Here is a 26,646-nt window from a genome sequence, read left to right as displayed (position 1 = left end):
CGGCGCGCGGCCCCGCACTCATGTCTGCACTCATCTGTCTGGGTTGTTGCTGACATCCTGTTTCGCCTGGATGTGATCGGGTGAGTCCGGGTTGCCGTATCGTGGTCGGCGCTCAGCCGTACGACCCCCCTAGGACTCGACGTGCACTCGGTGACCGCGATCGTCGTCGCCCACGACGGCGCCCGCTGGCTCAAGGAGACGCTGGCGGCGGTGCTGCGCCAGACCCGGCCTCTCGACCGTGTCGTCGGCGTCGACAACGGCAGCCGTGACGGCAGCGGGAAGCTGCTGACCGAGGCGTTCGGGCCGGGCAACGTGCTGACCCTGCCCAGGTCCACCGGGTTCGGCGAGGCCGTCCACGAGGTGCTGCGGCGGCTGCCGCCCGCGCCCGGACAGGAATGGGTCTGGCTGCTCCACGACGACTGCGCGCCCGACGCGCACGCGTTGCAGGCCCTGCTGTGGGCCGCCGAGCAGGATCCCAAGTCCGCCGTCCTCGGCCCCAAGCTGCGCGACTGGCTCGACCGGCGGGTGCTGCTGGAGATGGGCGTGACCGTCAGCAGGTCGGGGCGGCGCGACACCGGCCTGGAGCCGAGGGAGTACGACCAGGGCCAGCACGACGGGATCGCCGACGTCCTGTCGGTCTCCACGGCGGGCATGCTCATCCGCAGGGACGTCTGGGACGAGCTGTCCGGCCTCGACACCGCCCTGCCGCTGTTCCGCGACGACCTCGACCTGTGCTGGCGGGCCCGTACGGCCGGGCACCGCGTGCTCAACGTGAGCGACGCGGTGGCCTGGCACGCCGAGGCGTCGGCGCGGCGGCGCCGCAGGATCGCCACCAGCGAGCAGCACCCACGCAGGCTCGACCGGCGCAACGGCCTGTTCGTCCTGATGGCGAACGTGCCGTTCGGCGCGCTCGTGCGGTCGGTGCTGCGCAACGTCTTCGGGTCCGTGCTGCGGGCCCTGCTGTTCCTGCTGGCCAAGCAGCCGGCCAACGCCCTCGACGAACTCGCCGCGCTCGGCTCGGTCATCGGCCACCCCTTGCGCCTGCGGCGGGCCAGAAAGGCCAGGAAGAAGGGCAGAAAACAGGGCTGGCCCGCGATCCGGCGCAAGCTCACCCCGCCGGGCGCCGCGCTGCGGCGGCTGGCCGACATGGTGCAGGGCTTCCTCGCCGGAGCCGGCCCGGTGGACTCGGCGGGCCGCCACCACGCGGCCGCGGACCGCGCTCAAGAGGACGACGGCGACGAACTGCTCACCGACTCGGGCGGCGTCCAGCGCGTGTTCAGCAGCCCCGGCGTGGTGCTCTTCCTGATCCTGGCGGTGATCACGCTGGCGGCCGAAAGGACGCTGCTGCCCGGACTCCTGTCCTCCGACGGGCACCTGGGCGGCGGCGCACTGGTGCCGGTCACCGGGAGCGCGTCCGACCTGTGGCGGCTCTACATCGAAGACCACCACGCCGCCGGGATCGGCTCGCAGACCTGGGCCCCGCCGTACGTCGCCGTGCTGGCCGGGCTGTCGGCGATCGCGCTGGGCAAGACGTGGCTGGCCGTGGCCGTGGTGCTGCTCGGCTGCGTGCCGCTGGCCGGGATCTCGGCGTACGCGGCGACCAAGCGGATGATCTCGTACACGCCCGCGCGGGTCTGGCTGGCCGCCACCTACGCCCTGCTGCCGGTCACGACGGGCGTGATCGCGGGCGGGCGGCTCGGCACCGCGATCGTGATCGTGCTGCTACCCGTCTACGCGGCGCTCGCCACGCGGGTGATCGCCGGGTCGCGGCGGGCCGCCTGGGGCTTCGGCCTGCTCCTGACCGTGGGCACGGCCTTCGTCCCGCTCGTGTACGTGCTGGTGGCCATCCTCGGCGGGCTCGCCGCGGTGTCCTTCGGAGGCATCCGCAGGGGCGTCAGGCGGTCGCTCGTGATCGGCCTCGGCACCCCGGTCGTGCTGCTGCTCCCGTGGCTGGTGCAGATCGCCAGGGAGCCCGGACGGATCCTGCTCGAATCCGGCCTTCACGACGGCCGCCTCATCGACCCCCGCCTCGGCGCCGACCTCCTGCTCATGCTGAGCCCCGGCGGGCCGGGGGTGCCGCCCGTGTGGGCGACGGCGGGCCTCATCGCGGTCGCGCTGGCCGCCCTGCTGCTGCGGCGTCACCAGATGGTCGTCGCCATCGGCTGGGGCGTCATGCTCTTCGGGCTGCTGGTGGCGATCGTGGTCAGCCGGGTCAACGGCGCGGCGTGGCCGGGGGTGCCGCTGGCGTTCGCGGCGACGGGCCTGCTGGTGGCCGCGGGTCACCAGGCGCATCGGATCGCCGAGTTCCGCGCCGCGGGCGGCCTGCGCCGCCTGGGCGCGATGCTGATCGTCGTGGTCGCCTTCGCGACCCCGCTCGCCGCCGCCGGGCTGTGGGTGACCAGGGGCGCGCACGGCCCGCTGCGCAGCGACCTGAGCGACCCGGTGCCGGTGCTCGCCGAGCTCCAGTCGGAGCCCGGCGAGGGCACGCTCCTGCTGCGTCCGAGGGACGGCAGGGTCGGCTACACGCTGATGCGCGGCCGTGGCCCGCTGATCGGCGAGTCCGACCTCGAACCGCCACGGGACGCGACCGACCGCTTCACGACCGCGGTCGCCGGGCTCGCCTCGGGCCGGGGCAGCACGTACGTCCAGACGCTCGCGTCGTCCGGGGTCCGCTTCGTGACGGTGCCCGGCCCCGTCGACCTCGCCCTGCAACGAGCGCTCGACTCGCAGCCCGCCCTGGTCAGGGTGAGCCTCTCGGAGACCGGCGGCCTGTGGCGCGTGGCCGGCGAGGTGACCCCGCCTTCGCCGCCGGCGCCCGCGGGCACGCTGCACCGGGGCTGGCTGTGGGCCCAAGGCGCGCTGCTCGTGCTCGTGCTGATCCTGGCCTCGCCCGGCGCCCGTACGAAGGAGCCGGAGGGCGACTACACCGACGCGCCCGTCGAGGAGGGCCCGCGGAGCCGCCGCCGAGCAAAGGAAGATCGGGTGCCCGCGTGAGGAGACTGATCGAGAACCGCTTCGGCCTGCTCGCCCTGGTGCTGGTCGCGCTGGGCGCGTTGTACGGCGTGGCCTTCGTCAGCCGGCCCGCGCCGGCCGCGCAGGCGCGCCCGCAGGCGGTCAGGGCGCCGGTGGAGTCGGTGACCGCCGTGTGTCCCGCGCCGTCCGGCAGCCGGGTGAGCGTGGTGACCCCCGTGCAGGAGGAGCAGAACCAGGAGCAGGGAAGCGCCACCCTGTCGCCCATCAAGGCTCCGGAGGGGAAGGACGGCGGCAAGGACGATGTGATCGACCGGCCGGGCCTGCTGTGGCAGCGCGAGATCGCCGCCGGGGGCGGACCTCTCGTGGTCGACGCCACCGGTTCGATGGCCGCCGGGCTGGAGAGCGCCCAGACCGCCAGGGAGACGTCGGGCACCCAGCGGGGGCTCGCCGGAGTGCGGTGCGTCGAGCCCGGCGCGGAGAGCTGGTTCATCGGGCCCGGGCCGGCCGCGGCGGAGATGACCCTCTACCTCGCCAACCCCGACGCTGCCCCGGCCAACGTCTCGTTCATGGTCTACTCCGGGGAAGGCCCGGTGCTGAGCGAGCGCGGCAACGGCGTCGTCGTCAAGCCCGGCCAGCACCGCGTGATCAGGCTGCGCGACCTCGCGCCCTCCCCGCTGATCATGGCCCTGCAGGTGAGCACCCGCAGCGGCCGGGTGGCCGCGGCGGTCAAGGCCGTGCTGGGTGAGGGCAGGGGCGTCGACTGGCTGCCCGCCGCCGCAGCCCCCGCCACCCGGGTCGTCGTCCCCGGCATTCCCGGCACCGCCGGGCAGCGGGAGCTGTACGTCGCCACGCCGGGGGAGCGGGACACGTCCGTGCGGATCAGGGCCGTGCTGAAGGACGGCTCCTACGCGCTGAAGAACAAGGAGACGATCGAGGTGCCGGCCGGATCGGCGGCCTCGCTCGACCTGTCCACCGGGATCGGCGGCCAGCCGGCCGCGCTGGTGCTGGAGTCCGACGTTCCGATCGTCGCAGGCATGAAGATCACCGGAACGGGGGCGAGGCAGGACGTCGCCTTCACGGCCGGCGCCGCATCCGTCGACCTCGGCAGCGTCGTCGCGGATGGCCGGGCGGAGGGCAAGCAGACCTCCTGGCTGGTGCTGTCGGCTCCCTTCGCGGCGGCCACCGTGGAGGTCCGGCTGGTGCCGTCGAAGGGCACGGCGCCGGACCCGGTCGAGGTGAAGGTGCCCGCCGCCCGCACCAAGGAGCTCAGGCTCGCGCCGCCGAAGGGAAGCAAGGGCGGCTTCAGCGTGGTCGTACGGCCGATGCCGGGCTCCGGCCCCGTGTACGGCGGGCGCGTCCTCGACGAGGGGGTCAAGGACGGCCAGATGGTGACCGCGCAGCCACTGGCCATGGCCAGGACGTGGGCGCTGGTGCCCCCGACCGCCGACTCTCCGGGCGCGGTGCTTCCGTAAGTCCTGATGCCGGCAGGTTCTAATGCCGGTCGTCGTAGCCGGGGTCGATCGCCTCCGGCGTGAGGCCCAGCAGACTGGCCACCTGCTCGACGACCACGTCCAGGACCAGCGTGCCGAGCTGTTCGCGGTCCCGGGCCCGGGCCTCCAGCGGGCGGCGGTAGAGCACGACGGCGGCGGGGTCGTCCCCCGAGGCCGACTCCGCCCGTCCCAGGGGGATCGGGTCGGACGACAGCCGCGCCGGCCCGTCCACGAGCTCCGCGGCCGGCGGCACCTCCTCGACGGCGAACTCGACCGACGCGAGCTGGGTGCCCCACCGGGGCTTGAGCCGCTCGACCGCGTCGAGCACCAGGTCGTCGAACCGCTCGCCGCGGGACTTGGCGATGGGGACGTGCGAGGGCGCGAGGGGCCCGCGCATGCCGCGGCCGTGCCGGTCACGCCGGCGCACCCGCCGCCCTCGATCCGGCCTGTCACCGCTCCGCTCGCTCACGCAGTCAGCTTAGAGCCCGTCCCGCCGGTGCGGTGGGTCCGGCGGGTCGTGTCCGCTTTGCCCAACAACGTCATGTCGACTTCAGAGATCGCGGAATTGTGGCGACACGTTCAATAAGAGCGGCGGGGTGGTGGCAATGTGAACGCGGACCGGATACGGTCCCTCCGTGAGCCCCGTCCGCAGCTGTTCCCGTACCGCCTGCAGGCAGCCTGCCGTCTTCACACTCACGTATGTCTACGCCGACTCGACCGCTGTACTCGGCCCCCTGGCGACGTACGTCGAGCCACACTGTTACGACCTGTGCGCGGAGCACGCGGAACGGCTCACCGCGCCCAGGGGATGGGAGGTCGTGCGCCTTCCGTCCGAGTCCGTCGCCCCGAGCGGGGACGACCTGGAGGCCCTGGCGAACGCGGTCCGCGAGGCCGCGCGCCCCGCTCCCGCCGCCGGCGAGCCCGTCGGCCAGGCGGTCGAGGTGGGCCGCCGAGGTCACCTGCGGGTGCTCAAGTCCGCCCAGCCCAACAGGGAGCGATGAGACCCCGCTTCGTGGGTAATCGGGCGCTATAGGCTCAGGTGCGAAGACTTAACGACTTTAGGGGCGTGCAGTGGCCGACCTCAGCAGGATCTTCAAGGCGTACGACGTGCGGGGCGTGGTGCCGGACGAGCTCGACGAGGAGATCGCACAGGCCGTCGGGGCGGCCTTCGTCGAGCTGACCGGCGCGTCATCGGTGGTGATGGCGCACGACATGCGCGCCTCGTCCGGCCCGCTGGCCGAGGCGTTCGCGCGGGGCGCGACCTCCCGGGGCGCGGACGTGGTCAACGCGGGGCTCGGCTCGACCGACATGCTCTACTACGCGAGCGGCAGCCTCGGCCTGCCGGGCGTCATGTTCACCGCGAGCCACAACCCGGCCAAGTACAACGGGATGAAGATGTGCCGGGCGGGCGCCGTGCCGGTGGGCACCGACACCGGCCTGCTGCAGATCCGCGACCGCGCATCCGAGCTGCTGGCGACAGAGCTGGGCGGCACGCCGGGCGCGGGCACGGTGACTCGGCGGAACGTGCTGGAGGGCTACGCCGCCCACTTGAAGACGCTGGTCGACCTGTCGGGCATCCGGCCGCTGAAGGTGGTCGTGGACGCGGGCAACGGCATGGGCGGCTACACGGTCCCGGAGGTCTTCACGGGCCTGCCGGTCGAGCTGACCCCGCTCTACTTCGAGCTCGACGGCAGCTTCCCCAACCACGAGGCCAACCCGATCGAGCCGGAGAACCTGCGCGACCTGCAGAAGGCGGTCGTCTCGCAGGGCGCGGACATCGGCATCGCTTTCGACGGCGACGCCGACCGCTGCTGGGTCATCGACGAGCGGGGCGAGTCCGTCTCGCCGTCCACGATCACGGCGCTGGTCGCGGTGCGGGAGCTGGCCAAGAACCCCGGCGCCACGATCATCCACAACCTGATCACCTCCAAGGGCGTGCCGGAGATCGTCGGCGAGCACGGAGGAAAGCCCGTCCGCACCCGCGTCGGGCACTCGTTCATCAAGGCGGAGATGGCCCGCACCGGCGCCGTCTTCGGCGGAGAGCACTCGGCCCACTACTACTTCCGCGACTTCTGGTTCGCCGACTCCGGCATGCTGGCCGCCCTGCACGTGCTCGCCGCGCTGGGCGAGCAGGACCGGCCGCTGTCGGAGGTGCTGTCCCAGTACTCGCGGTACGCCGCGTCCGGCGAGATCAACAGCCGGGTCGAGGACCAGGCCGCCGCCCTGGCCCGGGTGCGTGAGACCTTCGCGGGCCGGGAGGGTGTTACCTTCGACGAGCTGGACGGACTCACCGTCAGCGGTCCGGACTGGTGGTTCAACCTGCGTCCGTCCAACACCGAGCCGCTGCTCCGGCTCAACGCGGAAGCCGCCGACGAGGAGAAGGTCGCCGCAGTCCGAGACGAAGTTCTCGCCGTTGTAAGGAGCTGACGAGTTGAAGATCGACGACTGGCTGCTGGACATCCTCGCCTGCCCGGCGTGCAAGTCCCCGCTCCGCGCCGTACCCGACGCGGACGAGCTGGCGTGCACCTCCGAGTCGTGCGGGCTGGTCTACCCGGTGCGTGACGACATCCCGGTGCTCCTCGTCGACGAGGCACGTAAGGCATGAGCGAGCGGAGCGAGCGAATCAATAAGCACAGTGTGATTCGCCAATGCGAGCCCGAGCCGCCAGGCGAGGGCGTGGCATGAGCGGTGCCGGAGGGGGCCGGTTCGAGCCCGACCGGCTCGACGACCAGGCATACCTGGTGGAGGGCGACCCCTCCGGCATGCTCCGCTCCGTTGCGTCGTCGGCCGCCCAGGTGCGGGCGGCCTATCGGTCGGCGGTGGAGAACGGCGTGGCCCGGGTCGGCAGGGACGGCCGCCCCCGCGCGATCGTGGTGGCGGGCATCGGCGCCTCCGCCCTCGTGGGCGACGTGCTGGAGGCGCTCTGCCGATACGGCGCCCCGGTCCCGGTGGTGACGGTGCGCGGCCACCGGCTGCCCGGCTGGGTCGGCGCCGCCGATCTCGTCATCGCCGTCTCCCGCTCCGGCAGGACAGAGGAGACCGTCGCCGTGACCGCCGAGGCCGTACGGCGCGGGTGCGCGCTCGTGGGCGCGGGCGCGCCCGACACGCCGCTGTCGGCGCTGGTCGAGCGGGCGGGCGGGCCGTACGCGCCGGTGGGCGGGGCGACCGGGGTGGCCGGGCAGCCGAGGGCCACGCTGTGGTCGCTCATGGTGCCGCCGATCCTGGCGGCGGCCGCGCTCGGGCTGGTTTCGGCGGGGGAGAGCGAGTTCGAGTCGGTGGCCAAGCGGCTGGAGGACCTAGCCCATCGGTGCCGGCCGTCCAGTGAGGCGTTCATCAATCCCGGCAAGACGCTGGCGATGGAACTGGCCGGGACGCTTCCGGTCATCTGGGGCACCTCGCCGCTGGCCGCGGCGGCGGCCCACGGTCTGGCCGGCCGGCTGAGCGAGGACGCGGGCTACCCGGCGATCTGGGGGGAGCTGCCCGAGGCCGCCCACAGCCAGATCGTGACGTTGGACGGCCCCTTCGCCGGGCGGGACATCTTCACCGACCCGTTCGCCGACGAGCCGGGCGAAAGCCCGCGCCTGCGCCTGTTCCTGCTGCGTGACGCAGAGGAGCACCCGCAGGTGACCGGCTCCCGGACGGCCGCCGTACGGCTGGCCGAGGACCGGGGGGTTCCGGTGTCCGAGATTCTGGCCGAGGGGGCGCACCCGCTGGAGCGGTTCGCCGCCCTGGCCGGCCTGTGCGACTACGCGAGTGTCTACCTCGCTCTCGGGTACGGGATGGACCCGGCATCGGCCATGGCGGCGACGGAACTCCAGGCCAGGATTTCCCAATAGGGATTTCCCAATAGGATCGCCTCGGCCGATTGATATGAGGAGTTCATAGTGAGTGCGGGTGGCGGTACCAAGGCGATCCTCGCGGCGCTCGGCGCCAACCTGGCGATCGCTGTGGCGAAGTTCGTAGCGTTCCTGTTCACCGGGTCCTCGTCGATGCTCGCCGAGTCGGTCCACTCGGTGGCCGACTCCGGCAACCAGGCGCTGCTGATGCTCGGCGGCAAGCGCGCCGCCAAGCGGAGCACCCGTAAGCACCCCTTCGGCTATGGCAGGGAGCGCTACTTCTACGCGTTCGTGGTGGCCGTGGTGCTGTTCACGATCGGCGCCCTGTTCTCCCTGTACGAGGGCTGGCACAAGATCGCCGACCCCCAGCCCGTGGAGTCGCCGATCTGGGCCTTCGCGGTGCTGATCTTCGCGATCGTCGCCGAGGGCTTCTCGTTCCGCACGGCCATCAAGGAGTCGAGCGCGATCAAGGGCGACCACTCCTGGGTGGCGTTCATCCGGAGGGCGAAGGCTCCCGAACTCCCGGTCGTGCTGCTGGAGGACTTCGGCGCGCTGATCGGCCTGGTCTTCGCGCTGTTCGGCGTGACGATGGCCGTGGTCACCGGCAACGGCGCCTGGGACGGTGTGGGCAGCCTCGCCATCGGTGTGCTGCTCGCGGTGATCGCGATCATCCTGGCCACCGAGACCAAGTCACTGCTGATCGGGGAGAGCGCGACGCCCGAGATGGAGGACAAGATCTGCGCCGCGCTGGAGGCCGCCCCCGAGGTCAGCCGGGTCATCCACCTGCGCACCCTGCACCTCGGCCCGGAGGAGCTGCTGGTCGCCGCGAAGATCGCGGTGGAGCACGACGACACCGCCGGAGAGGTGGCGCGGGGCATCGACGAAGCCGAACGGCGCATCCGTGAGGCGGTTCCGATGGCCCGGGTGATCTACCTGGAGCCGGACCTCTATCGGGCAGACGCGGCCTCGGGGCAACGTACCGGCGCATAACTCCCGTTACGGGCAGCTGTATTTCCTCGCGCACCGTGATTGAAATGTGATGCACAGTCACTTCATCGCTGGCGGTACCAGTCGGTAACTTTACTCTCACATTACGGCTGGTTTACCCCGGAGGTGACTCATGATCCAGGGACGCGTGCGGTGGAAACGATTCGCCCTCGTCTTCGTGCCCGCGCTCGCGGTCGCCTCCGTGCTGGTCGGCGCGACCGCGGAGGGGGCGATCGGCGCGTCGTTCGTGGTCTCGGGTGACACCTTCAAGGTCTCCGCGGACACGCTGCAGGGCCAGGGCTTCGTCCAGTACGGCAGCACGGTCGAGAACAAGAAGGGCCAGAAGATCCCGGTCGCCGTCTCCGGCATCCGGAAGGCCACCCTGACCAACATGTGCCAGACGGTGCTGGTGAAGTCGCCCGTCGGCGCCGTGACCATCCGGATCACCGCCGGCACGGGCAAGGAACCGGTGACCGCCGAGAACATGATCGTCGACGCCACCCAGATCGAGGGCAACGCGGTCTTCACGAAGCTGGAGGCAGGCCGCGACGCGAGCTCGCTCGACCAGGTGCCCGACGGCCAGGGCGCGGCGGGCATGTTCGGCCAGCAGGCCGCCGCGGTCACCATCAAGGACTTCCGGCAGGTCTCCTGGGCGGTCAACGCGGCCACGTTCAAGCTGCCCGGGCTGAAGCTCGCCGTGGAGCCGGGCGAGCACGAGTGCTTCTGATGGAGCGGCCGGTGAAATGGCGGCGGTCGCGGCCGTTCTGGGGCGGCCTGCTCGTGCTCGCGGCCGGTCTGGAGTTGCTGAGCATCCCGTTCGCGACCCAGGCCCTGCCGCTCGTCATCCAGTCGGGCACGGTCGGCGCCACCTATCTGATCGCGCTGGTGCTGATCATCCTGGGCCTGATGGTCTGGCTCCAGCCCGGCCAGCGGGCCTTCCTCGGCGTGGTCGCCGTACTCGTCTCGATCGCGTCGTTCGTCTACGCCAACCTGGGCGGTTTCCTGATCGGCATGCTGCTCGGCCTGGTCGGAGGCGCGCTCGCGGTCGCCTGGACGCCCGCGGAGACCACCGAGGGCGGCGCGGCGCCGATCGAGCCCGCCGCGCGGCCCGCGCCGGGGGAAGGGGGCATCACCTTCACCGAGCGGCGGGTGGTCAGCGGCGACGAGCGCCTGGAGGCCACGCGGCCGCAGCAGCCCGCCGAACCCGTGAACGAGAACCCGCGCATCCTGGTCGCCCGGGTCCGGCGCGACGCCGATCCCGGCGCCCCTGGCTCTGATGAGGGCCCTGACGGCGGTACTGATGACGGCCCTGATGGCGGCCCCGGCGGCGGCCCCGGCGGCGGCCCCGGCGGCGGTGGCGTACGGCCGGACGGCGGCGGGCGCGGAGACACCGGTCCGGGGCCGGGTCCGGCGGCCAGGGCGCTGGCCATCGCCGTGCTGCCCGTCATCCTGGCGGCCGGGACGGGCCTGGCGCGGGAGGACCCGGGAACGGGCGGGCAGAGCGGCTCCCTCCTGCCCGGTGTCGTCCCGAGCGCCGTCCCCAGCGGCCTGTCCGACGTCCTCGACGGTGTCCTGCCCAGCGCGCTGCCCACGCCCCTGCCCACGAAGCTGCCCACGGATTTGAAGGACGCCGTCGGGTCCCTCACCGGCAGGAAGAGCCCCTCGCCGTCGCCCGGGGAGGACGACGAGGACGGCGAGGACGGGCCGGGGGTCTCCTCCCGGCCGGGAGCGGTGAGGGTCGCGACCGAGACGGCCGCCGTCCGCGCGCCCTCGCTGACCATGACCGGGATGAAGTTCACCGGCGTGGTCGAGATGCCCACCGCGACCGGCACGGTCAAGATGCTCCGTTTCACCATGGACAAGGCCGTGCTGGAGCAGCCCCAGCAGACCATGGGCCCGGCGACGCTGACCGGCAGCACGTTCACCTTCGAGGGCAATGTGGTGATCTGCACCACGAAGATGACCGCCAAACTCCTCGGCGTGCCTCAGGAGTTCACGGCGGAGCACCCGAACCTGCTGGTCAGGGCACTCAAACTGGTGCCGTCCCTGAACGTCCCGCTGACGATGACCGACATCGTCAGCGAGCAGCCGTACGTCACCGCCGACTCCCTGCGGGCGGACGACCTGCACCTCGTGGTGGGCGCCTGATCCCCGAGCGCCTGATTCCCGAGCGCCTGACTCACCGGTGCCGCAGCAGCCGAAGGGCCTTCTCCTTCTCGAAGTCCAGTGCCCGGCGCGGCGCCTGGATACGACCGATGCGCACACCGAGATCGCGTACGGCCTGGGCCACCGCGGGCTCGGACAGCGCCCGGAGCGCGAAGGCCAGCTCGGCCGGCGAGACGTCGAACCGCCGCTCCAGCTCCGTCGCCTGGCGCACCGCCTCCAGTTCGTCGGGCCCGAAGCGTCGATGGGCGCCCTTGTCCCGTACGGGCGGCAGCAGGCCGAGAGCCTCCCGGTAGCGCAACATCCGGGGGGACATGCCGAGCCGCTTGGCCGCCTCGGTGATGCGCATCGTGCCTCCGGTCCCCGTTCCTGGGGTCCACGCTAGACAGTCCAGCGGCCCTCCGGCACCTGTCGGCGAGGGAATCTCACATTCTTGTGTCAGGTTTGCGGGCCTGCGTATGCGTTCCTGCGTTCGCGCCGCCTAAACTCGCACCGACGGACAACGGAGGAGACACTCATGGACTTCAAGGTCGCCGACCTTACGCTTGCGGAATTCGGCCGCAAAGAGATCCGCCTCGCGGAGCACGAGATGCCGGGCCTCATGGCGACCCGCAAGGAGTACGCCGCGGCGCAGCCGCTGCGCGGCGCGAAGATCATGGGCTCGCTGCACATGACGATCCAGACCGCCGTGCTGATCGAGACGCTGGTCGCGCTCGGCGCCGACGTCCGCTGGGTGAGCTGCAACATCTTCTCCACCCAGGACCACGCCGCCGCCGCGGTCGTCGTCGGCCCGGGCGGCACGGTGGACAACCCCTCCGGTGTCCCGGTCTTCGCCTGGAAGGGCGAGACGCTGGAGGAATACTGGTGGTGCACCGAGCAGGCCCTCCGCTGGCCCGACGGCTCCGGCCCCAACATGATCCTGGACGACGGCGGCGACGCGACGCTGCTCGTGCACAAGGGTGTGGAGTTCGAGAAGGCCGGCGCCGTACCGGTCGCCGGTGAGGACGACCCCGAGGAGTGGGCGGTCATCCTCGACACGCTCCGCCGCACGGTGTCCGAGGACAAGTGGTGGACCCGCGTGGCCGAGGACATCAAGGGCGTCACCGAGGAGACCACGACCGGCGTGCACCGCCTCTACGAGATGCACAAGTCCGGCACGCTCCTCTTCCCGGCGATCAACGTCAACGACTCGGTGACGAAGTCGAAGTTCGACAACAAGTACGGCTGCCGCCACTCCGTGATCGACGGCCTCAACCGCGCCACCGACGTGCTGATCGGCGGCAAGGTCGCCGTGGTCTGCGGCTACGGCGATGTGGGCAAGGGCTGCGCCGACGCGCTGCGCGGCCAGGGCGCCCGGGTCATCGTGACCGAGATCGACCCGATCTGCGCGCTGCAGGCCGCCATGGACGGCTTCCAGGTCACCACCCTGGAGGACGTCGTCGGCATCGCCGACATCTTCGTCACCACGACCGGCAACTTCGGCATCATCACCGCCGAGCACATGGCGCAGATGAAGCACCAGGCGATCGTGTCCAACATCGGCCACTTCGACAACGAGATCGACATGGCCGGCCTCGGCCGCATCCCGGGCATCGAGAAGATCAACATCAAGCCGCAGGTCGACGAGTGGGTCTTCCCCGACGGGCACTCGATCCTCGTGCTCGCCGAGGGCCGCCTGATGAACCTCGGCTGCGCCACCGGCCACCCGTCGTTCGTCATGTCGAACTCGTTCACCAACCAGGTCATCGCTCAGATCGAGCTGTTCACGAAGACCGACGAGTACCCGACCGGCGTGTACGTGCTGCCCAAGCACCTCGACGAGAAGGTCGCCCGCCTCCACCTCGACGCGCTCGGCGTCAAGCTGACCACGCTCAGCAAGAAGCAGGCGGAGTACATCGGTGTCGACGTCGAGGGCCCGTACAAGCCGGACCACTACCGCTACTGACCGCGACTCGCACGACGGGGGCGTGGGCCCAGCCCGCGCCCCTCGTCAGGAGGCAGACGGCGTGATTCAGCCGGACATCACGGCGGACATCGCGGAGGCCGGAGAGCGGCGCATCGAGTGGGCCGCCCGGTCGATGCCGGTCCTCCAGGCGATCGGCGCCGGGTTCGGCGCCGATCGGCCGCTCGACGGAATGCGCATCGCCGCCTGCATGCACGTGACCGCCGAGACGGCGGTGCTTCTCGGGGCGCTGCAGCAGGGTGGTGCCCGAATCGCCCTGGCCGCGTCCAACCCGCTGTCCACCCAGGACGACGTGGCCGAGGCGCTGAGAACGTACGGCATCGCCGTGCACGCCCGCGCCGGGGTGGACAAGGCGACCTACTACCGCCACATCCACCAGGCGCTCGACATCGCGCCACACGTCGTGCTCGACGACGGATGCGACCTCGTCAACACCCTGCACACCGAGCGGGTCGAACTCCTCGACGGCGTGATCGGCGGCTGCGAGGCGACCACGACCGGGATCATCCGGCTGCGCCAGATGGCCTCGGAGAACGCGCTCCGCTTCCCGATGGTCGCGGTGAACGACACCCGGACCAAGCGGATGTTCGACAACCGTTACGGCACCGGCCAGTCGACGCTCGACGGCATCATGCGGGCCACGAATGTCCTGCTCGCGGGCCGCACCGTGGTCGTGGCGGGCTTCGGCTTCTGCGGCCGGGGCGTCGCTGAACGGGCCAAGGGCCTCGGCGCGCGGGTCGTCGTCACCGAGATCGATCCGGTCAAGGCCCTCGACGCGGCACTTCAGGGCTACGACGTACGGCCGATGAGCCTGGCCGCCGAGACCGGCGACGTGTTCGTGACCGTCACCGGCAACCGCGACGTCATCCGTGCCGAGCACCTGGCCGTGATGAAGGACGGTGCGATCCTCGCGAACGCGGGCCACTTCGACGTCGAGATCGACGTACGGGCCCTGGAGGAGATGGCGCGCGAGGTGCGCTTCGGGATCCGGCCCAACACCGACGAGTATGTCCTGGAGGACGGCCGCAGGCTGCTGCTGCTCGCCGAGGGGCGCCTGGTCAACCTGACCGCCGCCGAGGGACACCCGGCCGCGGTGATGGACATGTCGTTCTCCGCCCAGGCGCTCGCCGTCGCCTGGCTGGTCCGCGAGTCGGCCCAGATGGATCCTGGCGTGTACGACGTCCCGGCCGACATCGACGCCGAGGTGGCCCGCCTGAAGCTCGCCGCCGCCGGGATCTCGATCGACGCGCTCACCGGCGATCAGGAGGAGTATCTCCACTCCTGGCGCATCGGGTCCTGACACCTCGGCCCTGGTCGTCATTTCCGTAGCCGTGTGGCTGCAAGTCGGTGGTAGGTGAAGGCCCAGCGGTCGGTGCCGGTTTGGCGGCGGGTGTAGCGGTGGGGGTGCTGGTAGCGGTCGCGGTTGTGGAACTGGCAGGCCGGTCCGAGCAGCTTCAGGTCGGTCAGGCCGCCGGTGCTCCAGTTGTCGGCGTGGTCGATCTGGCACATGGTGGCGGGGAGCGGGCAGCCGTCGATCCAGCAGGTGGCGTAGCTGGGCGAAGATCGCCCTGCGTTGGGCGGGGGTGGCCAGGCGGACCTTGCGGCCCATGTCGAGCACCTGCCCTTCGGCGTCCATGACCAGCCGCACGAGAGTCGAGGTGCGGGCGAGGCGGTGCACGCTGGTGACGGGCAGCATCTGCCCGGTCGCCAGCAACAACCCCGGCGCTGTCCCCAACGCCGTCCCCAGCAACGCCCCCGGCGGCGTCCCGAACAGCGCCCCGGCCGTTCCCGGCTCCCCTGGTGCCGCCCCGGGCGGCGTCCCCGGTGACGCTCCCTGCCCCGTCCCCGTCGTCCCCGCTGTTCCCGGTGCCTGCGTCGCACACGAGCACCGCGCCGAGCTGCCGCACCGGCACGCGCCCTGGCCGTCCGCCGCGTCTTGCCGAGCCCGGTCCTGCTCCTCGCGGCCCTGCTCCTTGCTGCCATGCTCCTCGCGACCCGGCTCATGACAGTCCGGCTGATGGCGGCCCCGGTCATGGCGGGACTGGCCACGGCGCACGTCGCTGTGGTCCTCAGACGTGGTCTGCGCATGCCGGCAGTCCCTCGCAGGCCGATGCCCGGCGTGGGTCTGGGGCGCGGGGCTGTCCTCGGGAGGAGGATCGGGCTGCGCGGCCTGGGCAGGCGCTGTGCCCGAGGGCGCTGTGTCCGGGAGTGCTGTGTTCGAGGGTGTTCTGTTCGAAGGCGCTGGGTGCGAAGGCCCGCCACCGTCTGCAGGCCATGCTGACCCGTGCCGCCCCGCGTCCAGTGCCCCAGTCTTTGCCACAGCACGGTCGCAGTCATCGCCCTCTAAGGGCGCGGTGTCGTCGCCCTCGGCAGAGACGGCGCTCGCGGCCTTGCGCGGCTCACACTCACCGGCCCGCCGCTCACCAGCCCCGCGCTCACGGGACGCGCGCCTACCGGTCCCACGCTCAGAGGTTCCGTACTCATCCGCCCCGCGCTCTTCAGGTCCGGGGTGGCGAGACTCCTCATCGCGGGGACCGGTGGTGGCGCGGTCGGCGTTTCTGACATCGGCGTGCGCGGCTCCAGCGGCTCCGGCGTCGCTCTCCGCACCGGAGTCCGTCGCTCCGTCGGCACCGGCACCGGCATTTGCCTCGGCCTCAGCTTCGGCGGTGTCGAGGTCGTCCGGCTCGTCCGGGTCGTCGGCGCCGCCCGCGTGACCGGGGTCGCCCGTCGTGCCGGGGACCGCGTCGTCAGCCTCGCTGGGGTCGTCAGCGCTTCCGGCATGGTCGGGGTCGGCGGGGTGGTCGGCGGTGGCGGCGGGATCGTCGGTGCTGCCCGCGTGACCGGGGTCGCCCATCGCGCTGGAAACGGCGTCGTCGGCCTCGCTGGGGGCAGAGTCGCTGGAGTCGCCGGCGGCGGGGTCGGTGGGGAGGGATTCGGCGTTGACGAGGACCAGGAGTTCGGTGGCGATCTTCTGTTCCAGCAGGGCGATGAAGGCATCGGCCTGGCGCACGCTCAGTGGCCGGTCATCGCCTTCCGCGCGGGGTTTGGCGTAGGCGTCGAGCAGGGCGCGTAGCCGGGCTGCCGCTTCGCGGGGGAGGGAGAACTCCCCTTCCAGGCCGCCGCCCCGCCCGGGGCGCACCCGAAGGAACCGCCGCCCGTAGTCGGCCCGCTCGTCGCGGTCCTCCCCATCAGGGTCCAGCACGGCACGCAGGTAACGCCCGGCCTTGGCCACCTCCGCCGCGCCTGCTTTGGTTGCGAGCTCCAGCAGGATCGGCTCGGCCACACCGGCGTGCTCATCGGACAGGTTCGCGGTGGCGGTGCAGATCGCCTCCGCCACCCCCGCCGCCAACTGACCGGCGGCGAACTTCTCCCGCACCCGGGGCAGACGCGCCAGCTCCACCGCCAACGTCAGCAGGCGGCCCGCACCGGCGACGCTCATCCCGGCGGCGGTGCGCAGCCAGCTGCGGGTGGAGGCATGCCCATGCTGCTTGACCTGCCCCGCCCGATGCACCCGACCCACCCGATCAGCAATGGCACAGGTGATCCGATCCCGCGCGAACAGCAAATCCTCCGCCTCAGCCAGGCAGACATCCACATCCTCCGGAAGCGGCGCCAACGCCAACGCCTGCGCCGACTCACGAACAGACCCCACCAGCACCCACGACGACCGGGCACGGGGACGACCACCCGCGTCGGAGGCACCCGCGCCGCCACCACCATCGGCACCAAGGCCATCGGCACGCGGGCCGTCCGCGCCGTCGGCACCCGCACCCGGGCTGCCTGGGCTCCCGGTGCCGGGCGCGCCGTCGCTCGTGTTCGCGCTCGTGTGCCGCGGCGGCTGGAGGTCGATGATCGGAAAGTGCTCGCGGGCGGATGAGCCATCGGCGGACCACAACGGCGAGTCGGCGGTCAACCGGTCCCACCAGCCGTCAGAGAAATTCGAACGACGAGAGCGGTCAGGATCGATTTCGAGCAGATCCATCACACCCTCCTCGATAAATTCGAAAGCTTGTATGAATCGTGTCACGTGATGGAGGTGGGGGCAAGCTCGCTGAACGATTTCCTGGGGTCACAGGAAGGCCCGGCTAAAGGCCGACTCAGGTGCTGAGAGCTCGCGCGACAGTAAGACTGTCTTCGTAAATGTGATAGCGAGTGATAAGACCGTTTTCTACGGTCAAATGCAGCGCGAAAGGCGAGGTGTAGGCGGTGCCTCCGGCCCGGACCGTCTGCGCGATCTCTCCGAGCACGACGGCGTGCGTCCCGTCGACCAGGATCCGAGCTACCGAGGTGCCGTTGAGCTCGGGCACATGATGCGCCTCCAGGGACCGGAAGTGGTCGGCCACCTCGGCGCGGTTGGAGCGAGGTCGGATCCAGGGAACCGCCGCATGTCCCTCGGCGGGCCAGGAGAGTTTCCAGTCGACGGGTTCGGCGAACAGCGCCGCCGTACGGTCGTGATCGCCCTCCGCCATCCGGCGCAGCAGCTCTTCCACGACCTCATAGGTGTCGGTACTCATGCCGCGACTCTTGCGGACCCACACGCGACGCGTCGATTACCAGCGAGGTAACGCGACAAGCGAAGTGACGCGGTCAGTGAGGTGGAGCGCGGGGAAGACCGGGCGGCCGCGCCACCGCCGCGAGTTCGTGGTGAAGCGGTGGCATCAGGGCGCCAGCCGCTCAAGAGACAGGCGAGGAGGCGGGCATCTCCGGTGCGGCCTCTCCCTCAACGCACCGGCGATGCCCGCCTCAACCCCACTGCAGGTATGCCCCATGACCTGCAATGACCACAGGTGCCCCGCAAATCGGCCTCTACACCTAAACGGGTGGAACAAATCCTCCCGATGTCGTCGGAGCCCCTCCACGCGGCGGTTCCGCCGCCCTCGGCGCGGTCGGCGCGGTCGGCGGGGTCGGTGCCTGTACGCCGTACCTCTGCACGCCCAACCCCTGCACGCCCAACCCCTGGGGACCGTACGGCGGGGGCGTGGAACGAACCCGGGCGAGCCGTATCTCCTCACGGCGCCTGCGTTCGGCCAGCACGGCGGCCAGATAGGCGTACGGCGGGACGCCGGGCGGGGGCGGCGGCGCCACCTGCGCGCTGATCCGCGCAGCCACACGCAGCCCCATCTCGTCCCGGGTGTGCGGGCTGAGCTGGTTCCACCGGGACAGGTACTGCCGGGCCGTGTTGGCCAGGTCGTCGGACAGCCCGGACAACTCCAGCGTCGCGGCCCACGACGCGAGCGACGGAGGCATCTCCGGCGGCGGGGTCTGCTGCGGCGAACGCTCCCCGATGACGGTCGTCCCCGCGAACACGTCCCCCAGGCGCTTACCACGCTGGTTGAGGAGCGACGTGATGAGCGCGGGAGCGCCGGCGAACGTCCAGAACTCCAGGAATCCGGCGAGCCCGCGGAACAACGCCTGCCGGAAGCGTTCCGGCCCGCCGTCGTCGCTCACCACGCGCAGGCCGAGGGCGAGCTTGCCCAGCGAGCGGCCCCTGGTGATCGTCTCGAACGCGACCGGGTAGCCCACCGTGACCAGCACGACGAACAGGATGAGCAGGCCGGTGGCCAGTGACTCGTCGGTCACCACAGACGCCTGCGTGACCAGCACGACAGCAAGGATGATCACGGCCCACTGGACGGCCCAGTCGATGAGGAAGGCCAGGGCGCGGCTGGGGAGCTGGGCGACGCGAACCTCTACGACGACCGCCTCGCCGGTCACGACTTCGGACACACTGCGCACCCTACTGTGCCACCGCCGATAGGGTCCGATCCGTGGACATCGATGCGTTCGTCGCCGCGAGCAAGCCGTCCTGGGATCGGCTGGACGACCTCGTACGGCGGCAGCGCAGGCTGCGCGGCGCGGAGGTCGACGAACTGGTCGAGCTCTACCAGCGGGCGGCGACCCACCTGTCCATCGTGCGATCGGGGTCGTCCGACGCCCTTCTCGTCGGACGCCTGTCGTCGCTGGTGGCGAGGGCGCGCTCGGCCGTCACGGGGGCCCACAGCCCGGCCTGGCGGGAGGTCGCCCGGTTCTTCACGGTGTCGTTCCCCGTGGTGGCCTACCGGGCGCGCCGGTGGTGGATCGGCGTCACGGTGGTCTCGCTCGCGGTCGCGTACGTCGTGGGCGTGTGGGTGGCGCGCGACCCCGCCGTGCAGAGCCTCGTCGGCACACCTGAGGAGATCCGGCAGATCGTCGAGCACGACTTCGCCGACTACTACTCCGAGAACCCGGCGGCGTCGTTCGCCGGCCACGTGTGGCTGAACAACGCCTGGCTGTCCATGCAGGTCGTTGTCTCGGCGATCCTGCTCGGCCTGCCCATCCCCTGGATCCTGTTCCAGAACGCGGCCAACGTGGGGCTCATGGGCGGCCTCATGCACGCCCACGGCAAGGCGGACGTCTTCTGGGGCCTGATCCTGCCGCACGGCATGCTGGAGCTGACCGCGGTCTTCCTCGCGGCGGCCGCCGGGCTGCGGCTGGGCTGGACCGTCGTCGACCCCGGCCCCAGGCGGCGCGCGGAGGCGCTGGCCGAGCAGGGCAGGGCCGTGATGAGCGTCGCGCTCGGCCTGGTCGTGGTGCTGCTCGTCTCCGGGCTCATCGAGGCGGGGGTCACCCCTTCGGGCCTGCCGACCTGGGCGCGCATCTCCATCGGGGCGCTCGCGGAGGCGCTCTTCATCGCGTACGTGGTCGTCTTCGGCCGCCGGGCGGAACGCGCGGACGAGACAGGGGACATCGAGCACGCCCCCGACCTCGCGCCCACAGCCTGAACCCCAACAGCTGAGCCCCCACAGCCTGATCAGAGCCGGCCGGCGGCCTTCAGAGCCAGGTACGCGTCCGCGAGCGCCGGGGCGACGTCCTCGGGCAGGGCGTCCACGACCTCCACGCCGTGGCGGCGCAGCACGGCGGTGATCCCACGCCGTTCGCCGCGCAGCCGCTCGGCCGCCGCGGCGTCGTAGACGGCCTCCGAGGTGCCGCGCCCGGCCGCCATGCCGGCCACGCGCGGATCGGCGACCGAGGCCACCACAACCGTGTGCCGGGACGACAGGCTGGGCAGCACGGGCAGCAGGCCCTCCTCCATGGCGGTGGCGTTCAGGTCGGTCAGCAGCACCACCAGGCAGCGCCGCCTGGCCCGAGACAGCACGGCCGCCACCATCCCCGCGGCGTCGGCCTCGACCAGCTCCGCCTCGATCGGCGCCATCGCGTCGACCAGCGACGACAGCAGTTCCGTGCGCGACGCGCCGGACACCTGGGCCCGTACGGCCCGGTCGTAGGCGAGGAAGTCGACGCGGTCGCCGGCCCGTGCGGCGAGCGCGGCCAGCAGCAGCGCGGCGTCCATCGACCAGTCCAGCCGGGGCCATCCGGAAGGGCCGGAGCCGGGAACGGGCGCCTCCCCGACCCGGCCCGCCGAGGTGCGGCCCGTGTCGAGCACGATCAGCACGCGGCGGTCGCGTTCGGGCCGCCAGGTGCGCACGACGACGTCGCTGCGCCGGGCGCTCGCCCGCCAGTCGATCGAGCGGACGTCGTCGCCCACCACATACTCACGCAGCGAGTCGAACTCGGTGCCCTGGCCGCGCACCAGCGCCGGATGCCGTCCGTCGAGCTCGCGCAGCCGGGCCAGCCGCGCAGGCAGATGCCTGCGGCTGAGGAACGGCGGCAGCACCCTGACGGTCCACGGCACGTGGAACGTCCGCTGCCGCGCCGCCAGGCCCAGCGGCCCGACCGAGCGGACCGTCACGGCGACGGCCTCCCGGTCACCCCTGCGGGTGGGCGTCAGCGTCGTGACCAGGCGTCGCCGCTCGTGGGCCGGCACGTCGAGCGTCACCCGCCGCGGCGCGGCCGCGGCCGAGGGCTGCCAGGCGTCGCGCAGCACGCCACGGACCCGCCGCGCGCCCGGGTTGTCCACGACGAGGCCGATCGTCGCCGACTGCCCGAGGCGCACCCGCCGTTCGCCGTCGCGCTGGAAGCGGAGCCCGCGTACGGCGCCCGCGAGCAGCAGGTCGGCCGTCACGAGCACGGCGAGCACGAGCGCGGCGGCCAGGACGACCAGGCCGGGCTCGGGGGCGAGGAGCACGACGATCGCGGCGAGGGCGGCGAGCAGTCCCGCGCGTCCGGTCAGCGCCACGCGGCCCTCACCGGGGAACGGGGACGGCGGCCAGGATGCCCTCCAGGATGCCGTCGGGGGTGGCGCCCTCCAGTTCGGCCTCCGGGCGCAGCCCCACGCGGTGGCGCAGGGCGGGCCGCGCCAGGGCCTTCACGTCGTCCGGCGTCACGTACGACCGTCCCGACAGCCACGCCCACGCGCGGGCGGCGGCGAGCAGCGCGGTGGCCCCGCGGGTCGAGACGCCGAGCTGGAGCGAGGGCGACTGCCGGGTGGCCCGCGCGACGTCCACGATGTAACCGAGCACCTCGGCACTCGCGTGGACCTGCGCGACCGCCCGGCGTCCCGCCGCGAGGTCGGCCGCGGACGCCACCGCCTTGATCTCGGTCAGGTCGCGCGGGTCGAAGCCGAGCGCGTGCCGTTCGAGGACGGCGATCTCCTGCTCGCGCGCCGGCAGCGGCACGGTCAGCTTGAGCTGGAACCGGTCGAGCTGCGCCTCGGGGAGCTGGTAGGTGCCCTCGTACTCGACGGGGTTCTGGGTCGCCACGACGATGAAGGGATCCGGCAGCGCGCGGGCCGTGCCGTCGACGCTGACCTGCCGTTCCTCCATGGCCTCGAGGAGGGCGGCCTGGGTCTTCGGCGGCGTGCGGTTGATCTCGTCGGCGAGCAGCAGGTTGGTGAAGACCGGCCCCTCACGGAACTCGAACTCCGCCGTCCTGGCGTCGTAGACCAGCGATCCCGTGACGTCGCCCGGCATCAGGTCGGGGGTGAACTGCACCCGCTTGAAGTCCAGTGCGAGCGTGGCCGACAGCGTGCGTACGAGCAGGGTCTTGGCCACGCCGGGCACGCCTTCGAGCAGCACGTGACCCCGGCACAGCAGCGCGATGACCAGTCCGGTGACGACGGGGTCCTGGCCCACGACCGCCTTGGCCACCTCCGCCCGCAGCGCCGCGAGCGCCTCGCGGGCGGCGTCCGCGTCCGATTCAGGTGTGGTCACGAGTCTCGTACCTGCCTTTCGAGTGTGTCCAGGTGAGCGGCGAGGGCCACCAGCGCGGTGTCGTCTCCGGGTGACGGGCCGCACAGCAGCGCCAGTACGGGCTCCGGGGCGCGGCCGGTGCGCGCGGCGGCGGCGACGGCGACCTCCTCCGGGGTGGCGGTGCGGGGCAGTCCGAGGCGGGGGGCGAGCCGGTCGGCCGCGGCGGCCCGCAACGCGAGGGCCGCCCGGTCCCTGGCCCGGCGGGACCGGTACAGGCGTCCGCGCCCCTCGACGGTCTCCGCGGCCCGCACGACCACGGGCAGGCGCTCGGCCACGACGGGCCCGAGCCTGCGTCCACGCCACAGGGCGGCCAGGGCCACCGCGACGGCGAGCTGAAGGACCGCCCACTTGACGCCGCCGGGAACGAGGTCGCCGAGCGAACGGGCCTGCCCGTCCGTCCCATCGCCGGAGCCGCCCGCCTCGTCGAGGTCGTCGGGCTCGGCGAGCCAGACGAGTTTCGGTCGCGCCCCGGCGAGGTTCAGCGCGAGCGCCGCGTTGCCGTCCTCCGCGAGGCGCAGGTTGGTCATGAACGACGCGTCGCCCAGCACGGTCACCGTGTGCCCGTCCGCGGTGTAGCGGACCAGCGAGCGCCCGTCGCCGGCGGGGTAGCAGCCGGTGGAGCCCGGCGGCCCGGTGAAGGACGTGCCGCCGGTGTAGGCGGCGCCTGCCCGCACCGCCTCATTCAGCGTGCACTCCGGGGCCCGGGACCGGGCGCGCACGGGGCCCTGCCTGCGTACGCCGGAGGCGAGCACGTCGAGGTACGGCACGGAGCCGACGACGAGCCGGTCGCCGAAAGCCACGGCGAGGCGGCCGGCGGCGCCGCGGTCCAGGAGGCTCGCCTCGGTGACCAGCAACAGGGTGAACGGCCCGGCGGCGGACACGGCCGCGCTGGGGGTCTCCACCCGGACCACCTCGACCCCGTGCGCCTGGAGCAGCCGGGCGAGCGCGGCGCTGCCGTTCAGCGAGGTGTCGGCGGGATCGAGGGAGCGGCCGCCGGCCTGTCCCCCCATGAGCAGCACGGGCAGCGCCGCCGTGACCAGCACGAGCACCACCAGCGACGTGACCCAGGCCGCCTGCCGCGCCCGCCCCGGTGTGGTGGCGGTCATGCGCCCACCCCCGTGCGGGCCGACCGCAGGCGCTCGTCCAGGGCGGTGAGCGAGAGGTAGCCCTCCCTGGTGCCGCCCAGCCCGCCGTAGGTCACGTCGTCGAACAGTCGTGCCGCCGCGCGCAGGTCCGCCGCGTGGGGCGGCAGCGCCTGCCCGGCGACCTCGGCCAGTTCCACGGCGGTGCGGCCCGGCATCGGGCTGACGATCGCGCGTTCCTCCAGTTCGCGGGCGATCGCGCGCAGCCGCTCCTGGATGGCCCCGGCCCAGCCGCCCTCGGCCGCCAGGCGCTCGGCCTCGGCGCGATGCTCTGCGGCGGTCCGCTCACGCTGCCCGAACACCGCGCCGCTCTCCGTACGCCGGCCGCCCGAGAAGCGGCGCAGGGCCCACAGGAGCAGCACGGCCAGGACGGCGAGGACGACGGCGATCACGACGAGCGACGTCACGCCGCCTCCGCCCGTCCCGCCGCCGCTCATGAGGTCGCCGAGGAACTGGGACATCTCCCGCTGCAGCCGGTCGAACAGCGGCTCGTGCTGGTAGCCCGCCCCGGTCAGCTCGCGCGCGGCCTCCCGGGCGGCCTGGTCACGGCCGACGTCGATCGGCGAGGCGAGCAGCGCCGCCGACCGTATGGGCGTCACGCCTGCGGGCCGTACGGCCCGTAAGGGCCATAAGGCCCCTGAGTCCCGTACGGCGGAGCCCCGTGATAGGGCCCGGAGCCCTGCTGCGTCCCGGCGGCGTAGCTCGGGTGCCACATGTCGTCGACCCCGGCGTGGACCCAGCCCTGCGACTGGTTCTGCGCCGCCGCCGTCTGCAGCACGAGGTCGAACGCCTCGGCCCGCATCCGCCGGTCGGCGTACAGCAGCCCGGTCACGCCCGCCTGGAAGGGGTAGGTGATCATCGAGGCGATGACCTGGCCGACCGCCAGGAGGAGCGCCGCGATCACGGTCCCGCCGGCGCTGCCGCTGTTGAGCATGCCGAGGAGCGAGCCGCCGAACGTGAACGGGATCGCCAGCACGCCGCTGATGATGGCCGCGAGTATGGCGGTGAGCAGCAGGATGCCGAGCACCCGCCAGCTGTCGCCCTTCACCAGCCGCCACGACCGGCTCATGGCGTCGGTGACCCCGCGGCCCTCCAGCACGATGGCCGGGGCCGACAACGACAGGCGCGTATAGAAGAACAGTAGATAAGGGATGTAGGCCAGGAAGAACAGCAGGCCGACGAGGACCCCCAGTCCGGCGGCGGCGCCATCCATGGAGTCGAACGCGCCGGCCGCGACCATGATCACGAACACGGCGACGAGCGCGAGCAGCGGCAGCAGGAGGATGAGCGCCTGCAGCAGCACCAGCCCGAACAGCGCGAGCACCCGCGACCGCGCCAGCCGCCACGCCTCGCCCACCGTGATGCGCCCGCCGAACACCGCGCGGCCCAGCACCCGGGTGAGGACGCCCGTGAGGACGGTGGTGCCGACGAACGTCATGACGTAGCTGATGATGGTGCCGATGTACTGCGCGGCCAGCCCGGCGATCGGCGCGCTCGCCGTTTCGGCGGCGTAAGGGTCGGCCATGAGGTCGCCGAGCGAGCCGAAGGAGATGGCCTGCCCGATCGCGGCCGGGATTCCGGTCACCGCCGCGACGATCGCCGACAGGCCGAGCGTGGCCTTGGGGTTCGACCGGATCAGCTTGATCGTGCCGTCGAGGATGTCGCCCAGCGTCAGTGGGCGCAGCGGGATGATGCCCGGCCGCGGCGCGTCCGGCGCCCGGTATCCGTACTGTCCGCCTGCGTACGGCGCGTACGGAGCAGGAGCGTACGGAGCGGCCGGGTGAGGGGCGGACTGATAAGGGGCGGACTGATAAGGGGCGGACGGGGGAGGCGCGGATGGGGGCGGTGCGGACGGGTTCGCGTCCTGCGGCGCGCCGGCGCCGGGAGATGCCCAGGAGGGCCCGGCTGCCCCGGCGGCCCCGCCGTACGGGGGAGGTTGCTCGGCCGCCCAGCCGGAGGGCATGTCGGGGGTGGAGCCGGGGCCGTCTGTCATGTCCCAATCCTGGCATGATGTACGCGCGTGCCGCGCGGTCGTAGCAGGAAGGCTCTTGGGGGATGGCCGAAACGGGGGGTGCGGGCGCACACTTGGAACGTGACCGCACCACGGGATTCCCGCCGGTGTGACCGCATCTGGTCAGATCATCGCGCGCTTCGTCCGCTGCGCCTAAACTCCATCCACTGTCGTGGTCGTGTAACACCAAAGCGGTGGCCACGGTAGCCTGCGGGGGAAACTGTGACAAACGCCCAAATCTCCCATACGCGTACGAATGAGGGGCCATGAAAGGACGCGTGCTGGTCGTCGACGACGACGCCGCTCTCGCCGAGATGCTCGGCATCGTCTTGCGCGGGGAGGGCTTTGAGCCGTCGTTCGTGTCCGATGGCGACAAGGCGCTAGACGCCTTCAGGGACACCCGGCCGGACCTCGTCCTGCTCGACCTGATGCTCCCCGGCGCCGACGGAATCGACGTCTGCCGCCGCATCCGCGCCGAGTCCGGGGTCCCGATCGTGATGCTCACGGCCAAGAGCGACACCATCGACGTGGTGCTCGGCCTGGAGTCCGGCGCGGACGACTACATCGTCAAGCCGTTCAAGCCCAAGGAGCTCGTCGCCCGCGTGCGCGCCCGCCTGCGCCGCACGGACGAGCCCACGCCCGAGATCCTGCAGATCGGCGACATCACCATCGACGTGGCCGGCCACTCGGTCAAGCGTGGAGAGGAGACCATCAACCTCACCCCGCTGGAGTTCGACCTGCTGGTCGCGCTGGCCCGCAAGCCCCGTCAGGTCTTCACCCGCGAGGTGCTGCTGGAGCAGGTTTGGGGCTACCGGCACGCCGCCGATACTCGTCTGGTGAACGTGCACGTCCAGCGCCTGCGCGCGAAGATCGAGAAGGACCCCGAGCACCCGGAGATCGTCGTGACGGTCCGGGGTGTGGGCTACAAGGCCGGCCCGGCGTAAGCCGTACGT

The 26,646-nt window shown here is 72.1% G+C and carries 25 protein-coding genes and 1 pseudogene; 15 read left to right on the top strand and 11 right to left on the bottom strand.

The window, feature by feature from the left end; genetic code table 11:
• Positions 1-141 precede the first annotated feature (141 nt).
• Together ACIBK1_RS20295 and ACIBK1_RS20290 are read left to right on the top strand one after the other, a co-directional pair.
• The gene (locus ACIBK1_RS20295; protein WP_396736858.1) at positions 142-2,994 is read left to right on the top strand and encodes a glycosyltransferase; all 2,853 of its coding nucleotides are present in this window, start codon (positions 142-144) and stop codon (positions 2,992-2,994) included.
• Complete coding sequence (locus ACIBK1_RS20290) at positions 2,991-4,445, top strand: DUF5719 family protein (protein WP_076432863.1); 1,455 nt, start codon at positions 2,991-2,993, stop codon at positions 4,443-4,445. The genes ACIBK1_RS20295 and ACIBK1_RS20290 overlap by 4 nt, the downstream gene beginning before the upstream one ends.
• Positions 4,446-4,464: 19 nt before the next feature.
• On the opposite strand, the gene ACIBK1_RS20285 is transcribed toward ACIBK1_RS20290, so the two are convergent.
• The gene (locus ACIBK1_RS20285) at positions 4,465-4,932 is read right to left on the bottom strand and encodes a metallopeptidase family protein (RefSeq protein ID WP_030509366.1); all 468 of its coding nucleotides are present in this window, start codon (positions 4,930-4,932) and stop codon (positions 4,465-4,467) included.
• A 166-nt stretch (positions 4,933-5,098) separates the two neighbouring features.
• On the opposite strand from ACIBK1_RS20285, the gene ACIBK1_RS20280 reads away from it, so the two are divergent.
• From ACIBK1_RS20280 to ACIBK1_RS20250, 7 genes are all read left to right on the top strand, one after another.
• Complete coding sequence (locus tag ACIBK1_RS20280; RefSeq protein ID WP_030509365.1) at positions 5,099-5,464, top strand: DUF3499 domain-containing protein; 366 nt, start codon at positions 5,099-5,101, stop codon at positions 5,462-5,464.
• A 70-nt stretch (positions 5,465-5,534) separates the two neighbouring features.
• Complete coding sequence (locus ACIBK1_RS20275; protein ID WP_396736855.1) at positions 5,535-6,890, top strand: phosphomannomutase/phosphoglucomutase; 1,356 nt, start codon at positions 5,535-5,537, stop codon at positions 6,888-6,890.
• 4 nt (positions 6,891-6,894) lie between these two features.
• Complete coding sequence (locus ACIBK1_RS20270) at positions 6,895-7,068, top strand: Trm112 family protein (protein WP_076432865.1); 174 nt, start codon at positions 6,895-6,897, stop codon at positions 7,066-7,068.
• Positions 7,069-7,144: 76 nt separating this feature from the next.
• Positions 7,145-8,299: an SIS domain-containing protein gene (locus tag ACIBK1_RS20265; RefSeq protein WP_396736852.1), complete on the top strand. Its 1,155-nt coding sequence runs from the start codon at positions 7,145-7,147 to the stop codon at positions 8,297-8,299.
• A 48-nt stretch (positions 8,300-8,347) separates the two neighbouring features.
• Positions 8,348-9,289, top strand: a complete 942-nt coding sequence (locus ACIBK1_RS20260) for a cation diffusion facilitator family transporter (RefSeq protein WP_030509362.1) — start codon at positions 8,348-8,350, stop codon at positions 9,287-9,289.
• 130 nt (positions 9,290-9,419) lie between these two features.
• Positions 9,420-10,013 (top strand): DUF6230 family protein, encoded by a 594-nt coding sequence (locus tag ACIBK1_RS20255; RefSeq protein WP_030509361.1) that lies wholly within the window; start codon positions 9,420-9,422, stop codon positions 10,011-10,013.
• Between the two features lie 11 nt (positions 10,014-10,024).
• On the top strand, positions 10,025-11,434 hold the full coding sequence (locus tag ACIBK1_RS20250; protein ID WP_396736849.1) for a DUF6114 domain-containing protein: 1,410 nt from the start codon (positions 10,025-10,027) through the stop codon (positions 11,432-11,434).
• A gap of 31 nt (positions 11,435-11,465) precedes the next feature.
• Here ACIBK1_RS20250 and ACIBK1_RS20245 read toward each other — a convergent pair whose 3' ends face one another.
• Positions 11,466-11,798: a MerR family transcriptional regulator gene (locus ACIBK1_RS20245; protein WP_030509359.1), complete on the bottom strand. Its 333-nt coding sequence runs from the start codon at positions 11,796-11,798 to the stop codon at positions 11,466-11,468.
• A 168-nt stretch (positions 11,799-11,966) separates the two neighbouring features.
• Between ACIBK1_RS20245 and ahcY the strand changes: the two genes are divergently transcribed.
• Together ahcY and ACIBK1_RS20235 are read left to right on the top strand one after the other, a co-directional pair.
• On the top strand, positions 11,967-13,394 hold the full coding sequence (gene ahcY, locus ACIBK1_RS20240; protein ID WP_396736846.1) for an adenosylhomocysteinase: 1,428 nt from the start codon (positions 11,967-11,969) through the stop codon (positions 13,392-13,394).
• Positions 13,395-13,455: 61 nt separating this feature from the next.
• A complete protein-coding gene (locus tag ACIBK1_RS20235; protein WP_036407409.1) occupies positions 13,456-14,712 on the top strand; it encodes an adenosylhomocysteinase in 1,257 nt (418 codons plus the stop codon).
• Between the two features lie 17 nt (positions 14,713-14,729).
• Here ACIBK1_RS20235 and ACIBK1_RS20230 read toward each other — a convergent pair whose 3' ends face one another.
• Positions 14,730-14,921, bottom strand: coding sequence for a hypothetical protein (locus tag ACIBK1_RS20230; protein WP_396736842.1), 192 nt, complete (start codon positions 14,919-14,921; stop codon positions 14,730-14,732).
• A 1,000-nt stretch (positions 14,922-15,921) separates the two neighbouring features.
• On the opposite strand from ACIBK1_RS20230, the gene ACIBK1_RS20225 reads away from it, so the two are divergent.
• On the top strand, positions 15,922-16,485 hold the full coding sequence (locus ACIBK1_RS20225) for a hypothetical protein (protein WP_396736839.1): 564 nt from the start codon (positions 15,922-15,924) through the stop codon (positions 16,483-16,485).
• Here ACIBK1_RS20225 and ACIBK1_RS20220 read toward each other — a convergent pair.
• Positions 16,429-16,932, bottom strand: a pseudogene (locus tag ACIBK1_RS20220) (DUF222 domain-containing protein); the annotation flags it as partial. The gene ACIBK1_RS20225 and the pseudogene ACIBK1_RS20220 overlap by 57 nt on opposite strands.
• On the opposite strand from ACIBK1_RS20220, the gene ACIBK1_RS20215 reads away from it, so the two are divergent.
• Positions 16,894-17,289 (top strand): hypothetical protein, encoded by a 396-nt coding sequence (locus ACIBK1_RS20215; RefSeq protein WP_396736836.1) that lies wholly within the window; start codon positions 16,894-16,896, stop codon positions 17,287-17,289. The pseudogene ACIBK1_RS20220 and the gene ACIBK1_RS20215 sit on opposite strands and share 39 nt — an antisense overlap.
• A 220-nt stretch (positions 17,290-17,509) precedes the next feature.
• Here the strand turns inward: ACIBK1_RS20215 and ACIBK1_RS20210 are convergent, their stop codons facing one another.
• A complete protein-coding gene (locus ACIBK1_RS20210) occupies positions 17,510-17,926 on the bottom strand; it encodes a nuclear transport factor 2 family protein (protein WP_396736833.1) in 417 nt (138 codons plus the stop codon).
• 298 nt (positions 17,927-18,224) lie between these two features.
• Complete coding sequence (locus ACIBK1_RS20205; protein WP_396736830.1) at positions 18,225-19,139, bottom strand: RDD family protein; 915 nt, start codon at positions 19,137-19,139, stop codon at positions 18,225-18,227.
• Between the two features lie 41 nt (positions 19,140-19,180).
• On the opposite strand from ACIBK1_RS20205, the gene ACIBK1_RS20200 reads away from it, so the two are divergent.
• Complete coding sequence (locus ACIBK1_RS20200; protein WP_030509353.1) at positions 19,181-20,173, top strand: stage II sporulation protein M; 993 nt, start codon at positions 19,181-19,183, stop codon at positions 20,171-20,173.
• A 29-nt stretch (positions 20,174-20,202) separates the two neighbouring features.
• Here the strand turns inward: ACIBK1_RS20200 and ACIBK1_RS20195 are convergent, their stop codons facing one another.
• From ACIBK1_RS20195 to ACIBK1_RS20175, 5 genes are read right to left on the bottom strand one after another with little or no spacing between them, the layout of a single operon-like run.
• Positions 20,203-21,528 carry a DUF58 domain-containing protein gene (locus ACIBK1_RS20195; protein WP_076432877.1) on the bottom strand — a complete coding sequence of 442 codons (1,326 nt, stop codon included), beginning with the start codon at positions 21,526-21,528 and terminating at the stop codon, positions 20,203-20,205.
• A gap of 7 nt (positions 21,529-21,535) precedes the next feature.
• The gene (locus ACIBK1_RS20190; RefSeq protein ID WP_396736826.1) at positions 21,536-22,501 is read right to left on the bottom strand and encodes an AAA family ATPase; all 966 of its coding nucleotides are present in this window, start codon (positions 22,499-22,501) and stop codon (positions 21,536-21,538) included.
• Complete coding sequence (locus ACIBK1_RS20185) at positions 22,498-23,646, bottom strand: DUF4350 domain-containing protein (protein ID WP_396736823.1); 1,149 nt, start codon at positions 23,644-23,646, stop codon at positions 22,498-22,500. Before ACIBK1_RS20185 ends, ACIBK1_RS20190 begins: the two co-directional genes overlap by 4 nt.
• Positions 23,643-24,281 (bottom strand): DUF4129 domain-containing protein, encoded by a 639-nt coding sequence (locus ACIBK1_RS20180; protein WP_231513972.1) that lies wholly within the window; start codon positions 24,279-24,281, stop codon positions 23,643-23,645. Before ACIBK1_RS20180 ends, ACIBK1_RS20185 begins: the two co-directional genes overlap by 4 nt.
• The gene (locus tag ACIBK1_RS20175) at positions 24,278-25,675 is read right to left on the bottom strand and encodes a glycerophosphoryl diester phosphodiesterase membrane domain-containing protein (protein WP_396736820.1); all 1,398 of its coding nucleotides are present in this window, start codon (positions 25,673-25,675) and stop codon (positions 24,278-24,280) included. Before ACIBK1_RS20175 ends, ACIBK1_RS20180 begins: the two co-directional genes overlap by 4 nt.
• Positions 25,676-25,959: 284 nt before the next feature.
• Between ACIBK1_RS20175 and mtrA the strand changes: the two genes are divergently transcribed.
• Positions 25,960-26,637, top strand: coding sequence for an MtrAB system response regulator MtrA (gene mtrA, locus ACIBK1_RS20170; RefSeq protein WP_030509347.1), 678 nt, complete (start codon positions 25,960-25,962; stop codon positions 26,635-26,637).
• The last annotated feature ends 9 nt before the right edge of the window (positions 26,638-26,646 follow it).

Source organism: Microbispora rosea (assembly GCF_044460045.1).
In the GTDB taxonomy this organism is placed as follows: domain Bacteria; phylum Actinomycetota; class Actinomycetes; order Streptosporangiales; family Streptosporangiaceae; genus Microbispora; species Microbispora rosea.
Note: the sequence above shows the minus strand (reverse complement) of the source record. Positions and strands in the feature narration are given on the sequence as shown.